The sequence below is a fragment of the Roseateles sp. GW821-FHT09G03 genome (assembly GCF_059416045.1).
Genome location: NZ_JBWKOK010000008.1, coordinates 133,180 through 150,341, shown reverse-complemented (window position 1 = coordinate 150,341; position 17,162 = coordinate 133,180). Strand labels below are relative to the sequence as shown.

Below are 17,162 nucleotides of genomic sequence, written 5' to 3'. Positions count from 1 at the left end.
ATCGGAGTCCACCCATGTCCTGCTTCCAGACCTTCTGCTTTCCGAGAGCTTCCCGATCCGTCCGCGCCCGCACGGCGCTGTCATTGGCCATCGCGGTCGGCGCGATCGCCGCCGCGCCCGGTGCGCACGCCGTGCCGCTGCGCTGGGCCGCGCAGAACGACGTGCTGACGCTGGACCCGCACTCGCAGGACCACACCACCACCAGCGCCATCCTGCAGCACGCCTACGAAGGCCTGACCCGCTACAACGAGCAGTGGGAGATCGAGCCCTGCCTGGCCACGAAGTGGACGCAGATCAGCCCGACGCAGGTCCGCTTCGAGCTGCGCAAGGGCGTGAAGTTCCATGACGGCTCGCCGTTCACCGCGGACGACGTGATCTTCAGCTTCGACCGCGTCCGCCAGCCGCAGGGCACGATGCAGATCTACGTCACCGGCATCAAGGAGATCAAGAAGGTCGACGACTTCACCGTCGACCTGATCCTCGACTCGCCGCAGCCGATCCTGCTGCGCAACCTGGTCGACTTCCGGATCATGAGCAAGGTCTGGGCGGAGAAGAACAAGGCGACGCAGATGGCCGACTACAAGGCCAAGGACGAGAACTACGCCAGCCGTCACACCGACGGCACCGGCCCGTACGAGATCATCTCGTGGCAGCCCGACCAGAAGATCTCGATGACGATCAACAAGGCCTGGTGGGACAAGAACAAGGGCAACATCACCGAGGTCAGCTACATCCCGATCAGGTCCGATCCCACGCGCGTCGCGGCGCTCACCTCGGGCGACGTGGACCTGCTGACCGAAGTGCCGACCCAGGACGTCGGCGCGGTGAAGGCTGATGCGAAGCTCAAGTCGATCGAAGGCCCGGAGACCCGCACCATCTTCTTCGCGATGGACCTGGGCAGCGACGAATTGCGCGGGGCCTCGGTGAAGGGCAAGAACCCGTTCAAGGACCTGCGCGTGCGGGAGGCGCTGTCCATCGCGATCGACCGCGAGGCCATCAAGCGCAGCATCATGCGCGGCCTGTCGGTGCCGGCATCGCTGATGGTGCCGCCGGGCGTCAACGGCTACGACGCCGCGCTGGACAAGCCCGCCAAGCCCGACCTGGCCCGCGCGAAGAAGCTGCTCGCCGAGGCCGGGTATCCGAACGGCTTCGAGCTGCCGCTGAACTGCCCCAACAACCGCTACGTCAACGACGAGAAGATCTGCCTGGCCGTCGTGTCGATGTGGAGCAAGATCGGCATCACGGCGCGGCTGACCGCGCAGCCGATGTCGCAGCACAGCCAGCTGTTCCAGCGCTTCGAGGCCCCGCTCTACATGTTGGGCTGGGGCGTGTCCACGCGCGACGCGCTCTACTCGCTGCAGGCGCTGGCGCGCACGCGCAGCGGCGGCGCGGATGGCAGCTTCAACTTCTCCAAGGTCAGCGACCCGGCCCTGGACAAGCTGATCGACGCCGCCAAGAGCGAGATCGACACCGCCAAGCGCGACGCGATCCTGCGCGATGCGCTGGTGCGCACGCGCGACCAGTACCTGTTCATCCCGCTGCACCACCAGGTGCGCCCGTGGGCGATGCGCGCCAACGTGCAGACGCTGCATCGCTCGAACGACCGGCCGGAAGCGCGGTTCACGACCATCAAGTGACCGGTCCCTTGGACGATTGATGCGCGGAACCCGGATGTCCTTCCTCGGCGGCTGAATTTTCCGGTCCGCCCTTGGGGCAATCCCCAGGGTGGACCGGCCTCCCGACGAGGGTCCCGGCGGCTAGCATCCAGGCGACTTCACGTTTGCTTAACGACGTTGCCAAGGGAGCTACCGCTCATGTCGAGGAATCACTCCGGATCGATCCGATCCGCTCGTACCGCTCTGACCGCCCTCTGCGTCGCCGCCCTCGCGGCGATGGTGGGGATCGCCCAGGCCGCCCCGCTGCGCTGGGCCGCGCAGAACGATGTGCTGACGCTGGATCCGCACTCGCAGAACCACAGCACCACGAACGCCATCGCGCAGCACGCCTATGAAGGCCTGACGCGCTACGACCGCCAGTACCAGGTCGAGCCCTCGCTGGCCACGAAATGGACGCAGGTCAGCCCGACGCAGGTCCGCTTCGAGCTGCGCAAGGGCGTGAAGTTCCATGACGGTTCGCCGTTCACCGCGGACGACGTGGTGTTCTCGTTCCAGCGCATCAAGCAGCCCGTGGGCACGATGCACCCCTTCGTGGCCGGCGTGACCGAGATCAAGAAGGTCGACAGCCACACCATCGACGTGATCCTGGCCGCGCCCAATCCGATCCTGCTGCGCCAGTTCGTCGACTTCCGCATCATGAGCAAGACCTGGGCGGACAAGAACAAGGCAACCAACCTGCCGGACTTCAAGGCCAAGGAAGAGACCTTCGCGACGCGCAACGCCAACGGCACCGGCCCGTACCGCATCACCGGCTGGCAGCCGGACCAGCGCATCACGATGGTCCAGAACAAGGACTGGTGGGACGCGAAGAACGCGACCAATGTCGACGAGGTCATCTACACGCCGATCAAGTCCGATCCGACGCGCGTCGCGGCGCTGCTGTCGGGCGACGTGGACCTGCTGTCCGACATCCCGACGCAGGACGTCGGCCGGCTGAAGGCCGATCCGAAGCTCAGCGTCGCGGAAGGCAGCGAGACGCGCACGATCTTCATCGGCATGGACCAGGGCAGCGAGCAGCTCAAGGGCAGCAGCGTGACGGGCAAGAACCCGTTCAAGGACAAGCGCGTGCGCGAGGCGATGTCGCTGGCCATCGACCGCGAGGCGATCAAGCGCGCGACGATGCGCGGCCTCTCGGTGCCGGCCGGCATCATGGTCGCGCCGGGGGTCAACGGCAACGCGCCGGACATCGACGTGCCGACCAAGGTCGACGCCGAGCGCGCGAAGAAGCTGCTCGCCGACGCCGGGTACCCGAACGGTTTCGAGGTGCCGATGAACTGCCCCAACAACCGCTACGTCAACGACGAGGAGATCTGCCTCGCGGTGGTGTCGATGTGGAGCAAGGTCGGCATCAAGGCGCGGCTGCAGACCGAGTCGTTCAGCACTTTCAGCCCGAAGCTCCAAGCCTTCGAGTACCCGCTGTTCCTGTACGGCTGGGGCGTGCCGACCTATGACGCGCTGTACACGATGCAGTCGCTGGCGCGCACGCGTGCGGGCGGTGCGGACGGCAGCGGCAACTACTTCCGGCTGAGCGACGCGAAGCTCGACCAGATCATCGACGCCGCGAAGGTCGAGGGCGACGTGGCCAAGCGCAACGCGCTGCTGAAGGAAGGCCTGGTGCGCATCCGCGACGAGGTGTTCTTCATCCCGCTACACCACCAGGTGCGCCCGTGGGCGATGAAGAAGAGCGTCACGACGCCGCACCGCTCCGACGACCGGCCGGAGGCGCGGTTCACGACGATCAAGTGATCTGGTCCGGACGGCGGCCACGCCGCCGTCCCCTCACGCGTGCGCGGAAGCGCGCGCGGACCGTCGTCGAGGGCTCTTCGGTTTTGCGGCTGTCGCTGCCGGCTCCACAGCCTCGGCCGCCAAGCGCAACGCGCGCCGTGCGGCTGCGTCATCACGCACGCGCTGCCGCCACATGGGCAACTCGACTCCGGCGCGATCGGCCAGCCACTTGATGAACCTGGGCATCTCGATGGCCGCCTGCAGCATCAGCGTGGTGCTGTCGTCGGGATAGCTGGCCTCGTTCTCATAACGAGAGAACGCGATCTTCCCCTTGCCGAAGATCTTCGCGGCAGCCTGCTGTGTCAGGCCGTAGCGCTTGCGCAGTGCAACGATCTCCTCCCCCATGAGCAAGCCGTCATAGCGGGTCTTCCGTGCGGCGAGGCGCTTCAGGTTCTCATCATGCTGCGACCAAGTGCCGGCTTCGTGGCCGCAAGCGAGGCACTTCGTGCCCAGGAGCTTCACCACGACCTCTGTCCCGCGGGGGCGGTAGGTCTCCTCAAACGTCACGGACTTCAGTCGCGTCGAACCGCAGTTCGGGCAGACAGGTTTGCTGCGTTCAGCCATGCGCTTCCTCAATTTGAATCGTGACACGAAGCGACCAGGATCGTCATGTCACCAGCCTCATCGATCGAGAACTTCAGATAGACAGGTTGCGCATGCCGATGGCGTCGTCGCGTCAGACTGTCGTAGAACGTCTGATAGACGTCGCACGGCACCCATCGCCTGCCGCTGTCGATCCGAGCCCATTCCGACTTCGCGTAGTCCCCGACCAGCAGATTCACGATCATCTGAAGCACGTCGTGCGTCGTCCATCGCTCTCGACGCATGTCCTTCAGTACATCGCGATTGGCAGGCAACAGTCGATCGGTATCGAACTCACCGCTTCGCAGAATTTCTTGCAGTGGCTTCAGGCGGAACAGCGGGCCTCGCTGGATGTTCCTGCATTGACTGTCCGTACCGTCGAAATCCGGAAGATGCTTGAAGCGGGCATTCCTCAGAACTGAACTTGATTTTATCACCGTGATAAGTCCTCGATCAACGCGCGCCGAGGACCGACCCGGCAGCTCGTGACGGCGAAGAATCGACCGAAGAACAGATCCGTACTTTGAGCGATCGCAAAATTCCGATCGGAACACCACGAATTGATACATCGCAGTCATCGGGAGATGACCTATCCAAGTCATCCCCAGTGGTGGAACAGAAACGCCCCGCGCTGCGGGGCGTTCGTGTTGAATCGATGTCTGTTCAGTCCTGGCCGCTGAATCGCAGCGCCTGACGGACCAGCTCCGCCTGCTGCCACCGGTGGATCACCGGAGACGCTGTGGCGCCCGCCGCGGTCACGGCGCGGGAGACCTCGCACAGCCACGCGCCGTCGGGCAGGAGCGCCTCCAGTTCGTCACGGACGAAGTGCCATGCGCCCTGGTTGCGCGTTTCCTCCTGCGTCCAGACCAGTTCCTCGAGGAGCGGGTAACGCCGCAGGACCGCCGACAGCGACTCGCTGGGGAACGGATAGAGCTGCTCGATCCGCACCAGCGCGGTGGCGCCCGCCATCGGATCGGCGAGTGAGCCGGCCATCGCCTGGCGCGCGCTAAGCAGGTCGTAGTGCACCTTGCCACTGCTCAGCACCACCCGGCGTACGCGGCCCGCCTGCGCGTCGTCGACGGTGTCGTCATCGAGCACCGGCTCGAAGCGGCCGGCCGCGAGCACGCCGACGGGCGTGTGGCTGCGCGGCTCCGACAGCAGCACCGCCTTGGGCGTCATCACGATCAGCGGCTTGCGCACCGGATCGAGCGCCTGCCGCTGCAGCAGCGCCGCGTATTGGCCCGACGTCGACGGCATCGCCACCCGCAGGTTGTCCGCGCCGCACAGCTGCAGGATGCGCGCGAGGAAACCGTTCGAGTGCTCCGGCCCCACGCCCTCATAGCCATGCGGCAGCAGCACGGTCAGCGCAGAGGTGTCGCCCCACTTCTCTTCGCCGGAACTGAGGTACTGGTCGAGGTAGACCTGCGCGCCATTGACGAAGTCGCCGAACTGCGCCTCCCACACCGTCATCACATCGCGGGCCTGCACGCTGTGCCCGTACTCGAACCCGAGCACCGCCTCTTCGGCCAGCAGCGAGTTCACCACCTCCAGCCGCGCCCCCTCGGAGACGAAGCGCGACAGCGGCGTCCACGTCGACAAGGCACTCGACGCCGGGACACTCCCGCCATCGACCTCCCGTCCCTGGTGGTGCCACACCGCATGCCGATGGAGGAACGTGCCGCGCTGCACGTCCAGGCCGGAGATCCGCACGCTCATGCCCGCGCGCAGGACCTGCGCCCAGGCGAGCGTCTCCGCCGTGCACCAGTCGGCGGGACGGCGGGCGTCATCGGCCATCCCGCGCCAGCGGCTGGCCTGATCGCGCAGCAGCGGGTGCGGCTCGAAGCCCTCCGGCAGTTGCGCCAGCGCTTCCAGCACATCGTGCAGATCACCGACGGGCGCGTGCTTCTCAGGCGGCGGCGCCGCGTCATCGACGATCGGCGCACCGCTCTCCAGTGGCCGCGAGGGATCGAACGCATCGACCGCCGCGGCAAGGGCCGCCGCCTCCGCCGAGGGGAGCCGCCCCGCCGTGCTCAGGCGCTCCGCATAGAGCGCGGTCACGCCCGCCTTTGCCGGCATCCTCCGATACAGCGCCGGACTGGTCAGCAGCGGCACGTCGTGTTCCGAATGACCGAGGCGGCGATAACCGACGAGGTCGATGACGACGTCGGTACCGAAGCGTGCCCGGTAGTCGACCGCCATCCGCGCGGCGCGCAGCACTGCCTCGGGATCGTCGGCATGCACACGCAGCACCGGCGCATCCACGCCACGCGTCGGATCGGTGCAGTAGCGCGCCGACGCTACATCCATCGGGTTCGGCTCGGTGAAACCGAGCTGGTTGTTGATGACGACGTGGATCACGCCGCCCACCTCGTAGCCTGGCTTCAGGCCGAGCGCCAGCGTCTCCATGACCACGCCCTGCCCGGCGAAGGCCGCGTCGCCGTGCATCACCACGGCCATGCAGCGTTCTGGCCGGTCGCCCGCCGCCGAGCGCGCCGCGCGCGCCATGCCGACGACGACCGGATAGACGCTCTGCAGGTGCGAGGGATTGCTCGCCAGGCGCAGGCGCACCGCGCCGTGCACGGTCTGCACGCGCGAGGTGCCGCCGAGGTGGTAGACGAGGTCGCGCTGTCGTTCCGGATGCTGGGGCGCGGGCTCGAAGTAGTCGATCAACGCGTCGATCGGATGACCCATCAGATTGGCCAGCACGTTCACGCGGCCGCGATGCGGCATGCCCATCAGCACCTGGTCCACCCCCTGCGCCGCGCCGGCTTCCAGCACCGCGTCGAGCAGCGGCAGCAGCGCCTCATTGCCCTCCAGCGAGAAACGCTTGCCATGCGGAAAGCGATCGGCCAGATGCCGCTCCCAGCCTTCGACGCGCGCGAGCCGGCGCAGCAACGTGCGTGCCGCATCGGCGGACAGCAGGTCATCGTCCGCCTCGAAACGCGCGCTCCACCAAGCGCGGCGCGACTCGTCGCGCACCGCGCTCAGGTCGAGCGCCAAGGCGCCGCAGTACAGCGCGCTCAGGCGCTGGCGAAGCGCCCGCGCGTCGGTGACGCCGAGCACCGAGGCGCCTGCCTCCGCGACAGCGTCATCGTCCGCGAGGCCGAATCGCGACAGATCGAAGACATCGCCGTTCGCGTCGATCGCGACACCTGCGTCGGTCTCTGTCTGGTTGCCGATGCCGGCGCCCATGCCGGTCGAAGCGTCGCCGCCCGGATCGGGTTCGGCGCCCGCATCCGCTCCGGTCGGAGGCCCGGCCAACGGATCGAGCCGCGCGCGGCGATGTCCGTGTTGACGGAAGGCGTCGATCAGCGCGGCGATGCCGGGCCGCAGACGCGGTGAAGAAGACGGTGATGCGGCCGGCGATGCGCTCGCGTCCGACGGATCGGTGTCGCGATCGAAACGGCAGCGGAGCGCCCAGGCGTGGCGCCCGAACGAGGTGTTCACGGACATGTCGACTCCCTTGACGTTGACTGACGCGGCTCGGATGAGCCCTGCTCGTCACGCCTCCGGGCGACCCCCGGCGCTCTGCGGCACCTGTGCCTGTCCCTCGCGGCCCGCGCGGGCCTGCGATGGAACGGCGGTCGGATCCTCCCGGGCCTGCGTGACCTCCCGGCTCTGCGGCCGATCCTGTCTCCAGTCCCCTCCAACCTGGAGCGACGGCGCGTGGCCGTCGCTCGCGGATTCAAATCTCGATCACGGCGCGCTCAAGCGACGCGCACGCATGGCGTCCTCATAGCGCGAAGGCACGCACGGCGTCGTTGAGCTGATGTGCCTGCTCCTGCAGCGCGCGCGCGGCGGCCGTGCTCTGCTCGACCATCGACGCGTTCTTCTGCGTGGAGTCGTCCATCTGCACCACCGCCGCATTGACCTGTTCGATGCCGGCACTCTGCTCGCGGCTGGACGCGCTGATCTCGGTCACGATGTGGCTCACGTGCCGGATGCTGCCCACGACCTGCTGCATCGTCTGCCCAGCCTGCTCGACCATGCGGCCGCCGGCCTCGACCTGCGACACCGAGTCGTCGATGAGCCGCTTGATCTCCTTGGCCGCCGTCGCGCTGCGCTGCGCCAGGCTGCGCACTTCCGACGCCACGACCGCGAAGCCGCGGCCCTGCTCGCCCGCGCGCGCCGCCTCGACCGCCGCATTGAGCGCCAGGATGTTGGTCTGGAACGCGATGCCTTCGATGACACCGATGATCTCGACGATGCGGCGCGACGCCGCGGAGATCGAGCTCATCGTCTGCACGACTTGGCCCACCACCTCGCCGCCCTGCGTCGCGATGCCGGACGCGGACGAAGCCGAGCGATCGGCCTCGCCGGCGTTGTCGGCGCTCATGCGCACCGACGCCGTCAGTTGCTCCATCGCCGACGCCGTCTCTTCCAGCGCAGCGGCCTGCTGCTCGGTGCGTGCTGCCAGATCCTGGTTGCCTTGCGCGACTTCCTGCGCCGCGTTGGCGATGGTGTCGGCGCCGGTGCGGACCTCGGTGACGATGCGGTGCAGGTTCTCGACCATGTTCTGCAGCGCGGACATCAAGCGCGCCACCTCGTCCTTGCCGCTGGCGCGGATGCGATAGGTCAGGTCACCGGCGGCGACGCGCTCGGCCAGCTCGATGGCGCCCTCGATCGGCTGCGTGATCGAGCGTGTGATGAAGAACGCGGTCGCCACGCCCATCAGCAGCGCCAGCGCCGACGCGACGATCATGTCGAGCTTGGCGCCCTGCGAGCGCTCGTTGGCCTCGGCCACGTCCGCCGCCATGCGGGCGGCCTGGAAGTCCACCATCTTGTCGATCAGCGCGTAGTAGCGCGCCTGGGGCCCCACCATCTGGTCCTGGTAGACCGTCATCGCGCCGTCGCGGTCGCCCGCGGCCAGCAGGTCGAAGATCTTGCGCACCACCGCGCCGTAGTCCTTGCGCGCGGCGGATTGCTCGGCGAAGAGCTGCTTGCTCTCGTCGTCCGCGAGCATCTTCTCGAGCCGGGCCAGGTTGTCCGAGTTGGTCTGGCGAATGCCGGCGTACTCGTCCATGTACTTCTTGGTCGCCTCGGGCGTCCCCGCCAGCAGCAGCCGGCCGATGGTGATCGCGCCGCGGTCCCCCACGCTCTTGACCTGCGTGGTCAGCGCGATCAGCGCGTAGCGGTCCTCCACCACGCGCCCCATCGTCGCGTTGACCCCGTCGATCACGCGGATCCCCACGCCGAGGATGACCAGCAGCAGGACGAAGACGACCGCGAATGCCGCGGCAAGACGTGACCCGATCCGGACGTCGGCCAATTTCATTTGTTTGCTCTCCCTGACGACGAAATGTCCGCTCATGAAACCACCGCTTACATTTCAGGTCTATCGAGTTCAGCAATGCGAAAGTAGCAATCACGTTGTGAAATCCATGAGCCGTGAAGTTTTCAACGGAACCAGGCGGGAATCGGCCTCAGAGGTGGTCGATTGGCAGCTCAGCGAGTCCGTCAATCGCGCAAAGCGGGCGATGTACGGCACTTGTCCACCCCCTGACGAGGGGGCATTCACCGTCAGATCGTGAACGGACGCACAACCGGACGGAGTACGGCGGGGGATATGCGAAATGGAAGAAGGAAACGGACAACCGGAAGAGGCAGAAACGACGACGCCCCGCTAGGCGGGGCGTCGAGGGGTGAAGCGGGGTGCGGGTACGGTCGTCAGGCCAGCGCGAGGCGCTCACGCGCCGCCTGGTATTCGCGACCGAAGCGGGCCACCAGGTCGCCGGCCGGCAGCACCTCGCGGATCGCGCCGATGCCCTGGCCGCTGCCCCAGACGTCCTTCCAGGCCTTCGCGCCGGTGCCGCCGAAGTTCATCTTCGTCGGATCGCTTTCGGGGAGGTTCTCCGGATCCAGGCCGGCCTTCACGATCGAGCCCTTCAGGTAGTTGCCGTGCACGCCGGTGAAGAGGTTGCTGTAGACGATGTCGTCGCTGTTGCTCTCGACGATCATCTGCTTGTAGTCGTCCGACGCGCGCGCTTCCTGCGTCGCGATGAAGGCCGAGCCGATGTACGCGAGGTCCGCGCCCATCGCCTGCGCCGCGAGGATCGCGTCGCCGCTGGCCATGGAGCCTGACAGCGCCAGCGGGCCGTCGAACCACTCGCGGATCTCCTGGATCAGCGCGAACGGGCTCTTCACGCCGGCATGGCCGCCCGCGCCCGCCGCCACGGCGATCAGGCCGTCGGCGCCCTTCTCGATCGCCTTCTTCGCGAACTTGTTGTTGATGATGTCGTGCAGCACGATGCCGCCCCAGCCGTGCACCGCGGCGTTGACGTCCTCGCGCGCGCCCAGCGAGGTGATCACGATAGGCACCTTGTACTTGGCGCACAGGGCCATGTCGTGATCGAGCCGGTCGTTGCTCTTGTGCACGATCTGGTTGATCGCGAAGGGCGCGGCCGGCGACTCCGGATGCGCGCGGTCATGCGCGGCCAGCGTCTCGGTGATCTCGGCGAGCCAGTCGTCGAGCAGCTCGGCCGGACGCGCGTTCAGCGACGGCATCGAGCCGACGATGCCGGCCTTGCATTGCGCGATCACCAGCTTGGGGTTGCTGATGATGAACAGCGGCGAGCCGATGACCGGCAGACGCAGCTTGTTGAACAGCGGGGGAAGTGCCACCTCGTGTCTCCTCTTCGATGAATCTGGTCAGAACGCGTCGATGGGCAACGCCATCACGCTGTCCGCGCCATTGACGACCGCGTCGCGCTGCGCGGCGCAGCGGGGCAGGATGTGCTCGGCGTAGAAACGCGCGGTGGCGATCTTGGCGTCCATGAAGGCGACGTCCTCGCCGGCTGCCTTCAGCTCCTGCGCGGCGAGCAGCGAACGCGCCAGCTGCCAGCCCGCCATCAGGTTGCCGCCGACCATGAGGTAAGGCACCGAGCCCGCGAAAGCCGCGTTCGGCTTGGCCTTGCCGTTGGCCGCGATGAAATCGACGACCTCGACGAAAGCCGCGCGTGCCGCCGCCAGCTGCGTGCGCACCGCCTGCGCGTCGGCGCTGCCGTTGGCGGCCAGCGCGCCTTCGGTCTCCTCGACCTGCGCCGCCACGCTGCGCGCGAAGGCGCCGCCGTCGCGCACCGTCTTGCGCCCGACCAGGTCGTTGGCCTGGATCGCCGTCGTGCCTTCATAGATCGGCAGGATGCGCGCGTCGCGGTAGTACTGCGCCGCGCCGGTCTCCTCGATGAAGCCCATGCCGCCGTGCACCTGCACGCCCAGCGAGGTGACCTCCAGGCTCATCTCGGTGCTGTAGCCCTTCACCAGCGGCACCATGAACTCGTAGAAGGCCTGCGCCTGCTGGCGCGTCTCGGCATCCTCGTGGTGATGGGCCATGTCGTAGGCGGCGGCGGCGTCGATCGCCATCGCGCGGCAGCCTTCGACCAGCGCGCGCTGCGTCATGAGCATGCGTCGCACGTCGGGGTGATGGATGATCGCCGCGGCCTCCTTCGAGGAGCCGTCGACCGGACGCGACTGCACGCGGTCCTTCGCGTACTCGACCGCCTTCTGGTATGCGCGATCCGCCACCGCGATGCCCTGCACGCCGACGCCGAAGCGGGCCGCGTTCATCATGATGAACATGTATTCGAGGCCACGATTCTCTTCGCCGATCAGCGTGCCGATGGCGCCGCCGTGGTCGCCGAACTGAAGGACGGCCGTCGGGCTCGCCTTGATGCCGAGCTTGTGCTCGATCGACACGCAGTGCGCGTCGTTGCGGGCGCCCAGCGAGCCGTCGGCGTTCACCAGGAACTTCGACACCAGGAACAGGCTAATGCCCTTCACGCCTTCCGGCGCGCCGGGCACGCGCGCGAGCACCAGGTGGACGATGTTGTCCGCCATGTCGTGCTCGCCCCAGGTGATGAAGATCTTCGTGCCGAAGACCTTGTAGGTGCCGTCGCCCTGCGGCTCGGCGCGGGTGCGCACCATCGCCAGGTCCGAGCCGGCCTGCGGCTCGGTCAGGTTCATCGTGCCGGTCCACTCGCCGGAGATGAGCTTGGGGATGAAGGTCTGCTTCTGCTCCTCCGAGCCCGCGACCAGCAGCGCCTCGATCGCGCCGTCGGTCAGCAGCGGGCACAGCGCGAAGCTGACGTTGGCCGCCTGCACGATCTCGCCGCAAGCCGCGCCGATGGTCTTGGGCAAGGCCTGACCCCCGTAGGCCTCCGGATGCTGCAGCCCCTGCCAGCCGCCCTCGGCGTACTGCTTGAACGCGGCCTTGAAGCCCGGCGTCGCGAAGACCTCGCCGTTCTTCCAGTACGACGGGTTCCTGTCGCCTTCGACGTTCAGCGGCGCGATCACGTCCTCGTTCAGCTTGGCCGATTCCTCGAGCACCGCCTGCGCGGTGTCCAGGCCGTGGTCGGCGAACGCGGGGATCTGCTCGGCCAGCGTCTGCAGGCCGGCCAGGGCCTGCATGTCGAACAGCATGTCCTTGATCGGGGCGCGGTAGGTCATGGGGGTTGTCTCCGGATGAAAAAAGGGCGCCGCGCGTCGTCGGCGGGCGCCCTTGGTCTTGTCGGCGACGGTCTTCGCCGTCGCGTTTCTCAGCGATCGATTACAGCGCCTTGACGAGTTCGGGGACGGCCACGAACAGGTCAGCTTCCAGACCGTAGTCGGCCACCGAGAAGATCGGCGCTTCCGGATCCTTGTTGATCGCGACGATCACCTTGGAGTCCTTCATGCCGGCCAGATGCTGGATCGCGCCGGAGATGCCGGCGGCGATGTACAGCTGCGGCGCGACGATCTTGCCGGTCTGTCCGACCTGCCAGTCGTTGGGCGCGTAACCCGCGTCCACCGCGGCGCGCGAGGCGCCCAGCGCGGCGTTCAGCTTGTCGGCCAGCGGGGTCAGCACTTCGTTGAACTTGTCGCTGCTGCCCAGCGCGCGGCCGCCCGACACGATGATCTTCGCGGCGGTCAGCTCGGGGCGATCGCTCTTCGTCACCTCACGGCCGACGAAGCTGCTCTTGCCGCTGTCGGCCACGCCGGACAGCGATTCAACGGCGGCGCTGCCGCCTTCGGCCGCGGAGTCGAAACCGGTCGTGCGCACGGTGATCACCTTGACGGCGTCCGTCGACTGCACGGTCGCGATCGCGTTGCCGGCGTAGATCGGGCGCTCGAAGGTGTCGGGGCTGACGACCTTGGTGATGTCGCTCACCTGGCCGACGTCCAGCAGCGCGGCGACGCGCGGCGCGACGTTCTTGCCGGCGGCGGTCGCCGGGAACAGCAGATGCGAGTAGTCCTTGGCGATGGCGATCACCTGGGCGGCGACGTTCTCGGCCAGGCCGTCGGCGAACTGCGCGCCGTCGGCGTGCAGCACCTTGGCGACGCCCGAGATCTTCGCGGCGGCCTGCGCGGCGGCGCCGGCGTTCGAGCCGACGACCAGCACGTGCACGTCGCCCCCGATGGCGGCGGCGGCGGTGACGACGTGGTGCGTGGCGCCCTTGAGCGAAGCGTTGTCGTGTTCAGCGATGACGAGGATGGTCATGTCTTATCTCCGGATCTTGTTCTGCGGCTCAGATGACCTTGGCCTCGGTCTTCAGCTTCGTGACCAGCGTGGCCACGTCCGGCACCTTGATGCCGGCGCTGCGCTTGGGCGGCTCTGCGACCGACAGCGTCTTGATGCGCGGCGACACGTCCACGCCCAGGTCGGCGGGCTTGACCACGTCGAGCTGCTTCTTCTTCGCCTTCATGATGTTGGGCAGCGTCACGTAACGCGGCTCGTTCAGGCGCAGGTCGGTCGTCACGACCGCGGGCAGCGTCAGGCTGACCGTCTCCAGGCCGCCGTCGACTTCACGCGTCACGTTGACCTTGCCGTCGGCGACTTCCACCTTCGACGCGAACGTGCCTTGCGGCAGGCCGGTCAGCGCGGCCAGCATCTGGCCGGTCTGGTTGCAATCGTCGTCGATGGCCTGCTTGCCCAGGATCACCAGCTGCGGCTGTTCCTTGTCGACCAGCGCCTTCAGCAGCTTGGCCACGGCCAGCGGCTGCAGCTCGAGGTCGGCGGGGGTCTCGACCAGGATCGCGCGGTCGGCGCCGATGGCCATCGCCGTGCGCAGCGTTTCCTGGCACTGCGTGACGCCGCAGGAGACGGCGATCACCTCGGTGACCACACCCTTCTCCTTCAGGCGGACGGCCTCCTCGACGGCGATCTCGTCGAAGGGGTTCATGGACATCTTCACGTTGGCGATGTCCACGCCGGTCCCGTCACTCTTGACGCGCACCTTGACGTTGTAATCGACGACTCGTTTGACGGGGACCAATACCTTCATCGAAGCACTCCAAGCGGATTGACGTTAACGTTAATCAGATTCTATGGGAGCCCCGGGGCGCTCCCGTGTCTCCCAGCCGTCATGCACCCCTGCTCCCGTCCCGGGCATCCCGGAAAACCGCGAGCGTCTCCTCGGCGCTGGCTCGAAAATAAAACGAACGATCGTTCTATTCTAGCCATCGATTGGCGGCTGCCAAGCGGTTCGCGGCAGGAATGAGGGATTCCTCTAGACTCCGCTCCCGACACGCCACCCCCACGATGACGACGACGAGTTCCGTGCCGCCCCTGACCGCTCCATCGACCTCCCCCGCGGACGCCCCCCAGCCCGACCCGCGCGTCCCCTGCATCGGGGTCTTCGATTCCGGCGTCGGCGGACTGACCGTGCTGAAGGCGCTGCGCGAGCAACTGCCCGAGGTGCCGCTGCACTACGTCGCGGACACCGCGCACGCGCCCTATGGGGATCGCAGCAGCGCGTACATCGTCGAGCGCAGCGTGCGCGTGGCCGAGCGCCTGCGCGAGGTCGGCGCCCGAATGGCGGTCGTGGCCTGCAACACGGCGACAGCGCACGCGGTGCAAGCCATGCGCGAGCGTTGGCCGGACTGGCCGGTCGTGGGCATCGAGCCGGGCGTGAAGCCGGCCGTGGCCGCGACGCGCAACGGTCGCATCGGCGTGATGGCCACGACGGCGACGATCGCGAGCCAACGCTTCGAGCAGCTCGTCGCGGCACACGCTGGCGATGTCGAGTTGATCAGCCAGCCTTGCCCGGGACTGGTCACGCTGATCGAGCAAGGCGATCTGCGCAGCGCCGAACTCGGCGATCTGATCGAGCGCTTCTGCGTGCCGCTGCGGGCACGCGGCGTCGACACGGTGCTGCTCGGCTGCACCCACTATCCGCTGGTGCAAGCGCGCATCCAGGCCGCGCTCGGTGACGGCGTGCAGTTGCTCAACATCGAGGACGCCGTGGCGCGTCAGGCGAGGCGTGTGTGGGAGGGCCTCGGCCTCAGCGCGTCGGGCCCTGCGGCGATCGTGCTCGAAAGCACTGGCGATCCCGCGTCACTGCAGCATCTGGCGCGCGAGGCGCTCGGGTGGCGCGACGCGACGGCGACGCGCATCGCGGCCTGAACCTCTCGGCGAGACTCGCGTCGGATCGGACTCAGATCAGCGCCCGCGCGAGTCCACGCGTCATGTCGACGCGCCTCAGCAACCAGTATCCCAGCACGAAGAAGACGCCGGTCGCGAGGATCGCGAGCCGGTGGTTGCCCGCTGTCAGCACCGTGACCGCGCCGTAGGTCAGCGGGCCGATGATCGCGGCGAGGCGCGTGGCGAAGGTCCACAGGCCGAAGAACTCGGCGAGGCGGTCGTGCGGCGCGAGTGCGCCGGCAAGCGCGCGTCCGCAGGACTGGCTGGAACCCATGCACAGGCCCGCGATCACCGCGGCGATCCAGAAGAGCCAGGCGCTCGTCGCCAGGAAGGCCAGCAGCGTCATCACCATCCAACCGACCAGCGTCACCGCGAGCGCGGGCTGGTGACCGATGCGGTCCTCGTAGTAGCCGAACAGGAAGGCACCGACGGCAGAAGCGATGTTCACGAGGAACACCAAGGTCATCGTCTGTGCCTGTGTGAAGCCGAGCGCCTGCTCCGCATAAACGGCGGCAAGTGCGATGACGACAGCGATCCCGGCCTGGTAGCTCGTCCCGCAGGCCAGCAGCCGCAGAAAGTCGGGATACGCACGCGCACGCTGCCAGGACGCCCACAGTTGGGAAAGACCTGACCCCATGCGCGCCGCGCGGCGCGTGGCGCAGGGGTCGGCGCGCTCGCGCAGCAGCAGGAAGGTCGGCAGCGCGGCGAGGAGATACAAGCCGGCGGTGATCAGCATCGTGACCGGCACGAAGTGATCGGCCGTGTCTCCACGCGCCTGCGCGCTCAGCACATAGCCCAGACACAGGCCGAGCGCGAGCATCCCGCCGAGATAACCGAAAGCCCAGCCCCAACCCGACACGCGGCCGAGCGCATCGCGCCGCGCGAGTTCCGGAAGGAAGGCCGCGATCAGCGATTCGCCATAGGAGAAGAACACGTTGGAGATCACGACCGCCGTCGCGGCCCACCACAACTGCCCAGCGCCGAACACCGCCAGCGCGGCGGTCGACAGTACGCAGCCGAGCGTGCAGAGCCCCAGCAGTTTCTTCTTCGCCCCATGGGCGTCAGCCCACGCCCCGAGGCCCGGCATCGTCACCATCACGAGGAAGCTGGAGACGGCGATCAGCACGGTCCAGAGCAGCGTCGCCGACGGCTGGCCCTTGGCGATCACGCCGACGAAGTAGGCGTTGTAGACGGCGGTCAGGACGACGGTCGTGTAGCCCGAGTTGGCGAAGTCATACATCGACCAGCCGAAGACTTCGCGTTTGCGAACGCCCGGGTTCAACAGTTCCTGCACAAACATGCCCATGCGCTGCGGTCTCTGGAAGCCGGTCGCTTGGTGCCTCGAACGGGACTCGAACCCGTACGCCGGTTGAGGGCGGCGGATTTTAAGTCCGCTGTGTCTACCAATTTCACCATCGAGGCGCGACGACTCCGCATCGATTCCATGTCGGAGTGAGCGCGCATTATCACGGCCACCGACAAAGAAAAAAGGGAAGCCGGATGGGCTTCCCTTTGGAGTGTTTGGAGCGGGAAACGAGGCTCGAACTCGCGACCTCAACCTTGGCAAGGTTGCGCTCTACCAACTGAGCTATTCCCGCATCGCAGGACAGCGGAATGATGAATCACCCCACCGACCTTTGGTGTCGTTGGAGCGGGAAACGAGGCTCGAACTCGCGACCTCAACCTTGGCAAGGTTGCGCTCTACCAACTGAGCTATTCCCGCA

At 67.3% G+C, this 17,162-nt stretch carries 12 protein-coding genes and 3 tRNA genes; 3 read left to right on the top strand and 12 right to left on the bottom strand.

All coding sequences use genetic code 11. The features are described 5' to 3' along the window. Positions 1–14: 14 nt before the first annotated feature. Together AC07OZ_RS25055 and AC07OZ_RS25050 are read left to right on the top strand one after the other, a co-directional pair. Positions 15–1,637: an ABC transporter substrate-binding protein gene (locus AC07OZ_RS25055; protein WP_495469772.1), complete on the top strand. Its 1,623-nt coding sequence runs from the start codon at positions 15–17 to the stop codon at positions 1,635–1,637. A gap of 177 nt (positions 1,638–1,814) precedes the next feature. Next, on the top strand, positions 1,815–3,422 hold the full coding sequence (locus AC07OZ_RS25050; RefSeq protein ID WP_495469771.1) for an ABC transporter substrate-binding protein: 1,608 nt from the start codon (positions 1,815–1,817) through the stop codon (positions 3,420–3,422). Between the two features lie 33 nt (positions 3,423–3,455). On the opposite strand, the gene AC07OZ_RS25045 is transcribed toward AC07OZ_RS25050, so the two are convergent. From AC07OZ_RS25045 to AC07OZ_RS25010, 8 genes are all read right to left on the bottom strand, one after another. After that, a complete protein-coding gene (locus AC07OZ_RS25045) occupies positions 3,456–4,025 on the bottom strand; it encodes a type II TA system antitoxin MqsA family protein (RefSeq protein WP_495469770.1) in 570 nt (189 codons plus the stop codon). Between the two features lie 8 nt (positions 4,026–4,033). Beyond that, a complete protein-coding gene (locus tag AC07OZ_RS25040; RefSeq protein WP_495469769.1) occupies positions 4,034–4,621 on the bottom strand; it encodes a hypothetical protein in 588 nt (195 codons plus the stop codon). 85 nt (positions 4,622–4,706) lie between these two features. Continuing rightward, complete coding sequence (locus tag AC07OZ_RS25035; protein ID WP_495469768.1) at positions 4,707–7,496, bottom strand: 2-oxoglutarate dehydrogenase E1 component; 2,790 nt, start codon at positions 7,494–7,496, stop codon at positions 4,707–4,709. Positions 7,497–7,776: 280 nt separating this feature from the next. Continuing rightward, positions 7,777–9,318 carry a methyl-accepting chemotaxis protein gene (locus tag AC07OZ_RS25030; RefSeq protein WP_495469767.1) on the bottom strand — a complete coding sequence of 514 codons (1,542 nt, stop codon included), beginning with the start codon at positions 9,316–9,318 and terminating at the stop codon, positions 7,777–7,779. A 392-nt stretch (positions 9,319–9,710) separates the two neighbouring features. Further along, positions 9,711–10,664 carry an NAD(P)H-dependent flavin oxidoreductase gene (locus AC07OZ_RS25025; protein ID WP_495469766.1) on the bottom strand — a complete coding sequence of 318 codons (954 nt, stop codon included), beginning with the start codon at positions 10,662–10,664 and terminating at the stop codon, positions 9,711–9,713. 27 nt (positions 10,665–10,691) lie between these two features. Then, positions 10,692–12,485, bottom strand: coding sequence for an acyl-CoA dehydrogenase (locus AC07OZ_RS25020; RefSeq protein ID WP_495469765.1), 1,794 nt, complete (start codon positions 12,483–12,485; stop codon positions 10,692–10,694). Positions 12,486–12,585: 100 nt separating this feature from the next. Beyond that, positions 12,586–13,515, bottom strand: coding sequence for an electron transfer flavoprotein subunit alpha/FixB family protein (locus tag AC07OZ_RS25015; RefSeq protein WP_088403558.1), 930 nt, complete (start codon positions 13,513–13,515; stop codon positions 12,586–12,588). A gap of 28 nt (positions 13,516–13,543) precedes the next feature. Continuing rightward, on the bottom strand, positions 13,544–14,299 hold the full coding sequence (locus tag AC07OZ_RS25010; RefSeq protein ID WP_088403557.1) for an electron transfer flavoprotein subunit beta/FixA family protein: 756 nt from the start codon (positions 14,297–14,299) through the stop codon (positions 13,544–13,546). Positions 14,300–14,574: 275 nt separating this feature from the next. Between AC07OZ_RS25010 and murI the strand changes: the two genes are divergently transcribed. Continuing rightward, positions 14,575–15,420, top strand: coding sequence for a glutamate racemase (gene murI / locus AC07OZ_RS25005; RefSeq protein ID WP_495469764.1), 846 nt, complete (start codon positions 14,575–14,577; stop codon positions 15,418–15,420). A gap of 31 nt (positions 15,421–15,451) precedes the next feature. Here murI and AC07OZ_RS25000 read toward each other — a convergent pair whose 3' ends face one another. From AC07OZ_RS25000 to AC07OZ_RS24985, 4 genes are all read right to left on the bottom strand, one after another. Next, the gene (locus tag AC07OZ_RS25000; protein ID WP_495469763.1) at positions 15,452–16,744 is read right to left on the bottom strand and encodes an MFS transporter; all 1,293 of its coding nucleotides are present in this window, start codon (positions 16,742–16,744) and stop codon (positions 15,452–15,454) included. A gap of 28 nt (positions 16,745–16,772) precedes the next feature. Continuing rightward, positions 16,773–16,860: transfer RNA gene (locus tag AC07OZ_RS24995), tRNA-Leu, on the bottom strand. A gap of 100 nt (positions 16,861–16,960) precedes the next feature. Next, positions 16,961–17,036: transfer RNA gene (locus tag AC07OZ_RS24990), tRNA-Gly, on the bottom strand. Positions 17,037–17,085: 49 nt separating this feature from the next. After that, positions 17,086–17,161, bottom strand: a tRNA-Gly gene (locus AC07OZ_RS24985). Between the last annotated feature and the right edge of the window lies 1 nt (position 17,162).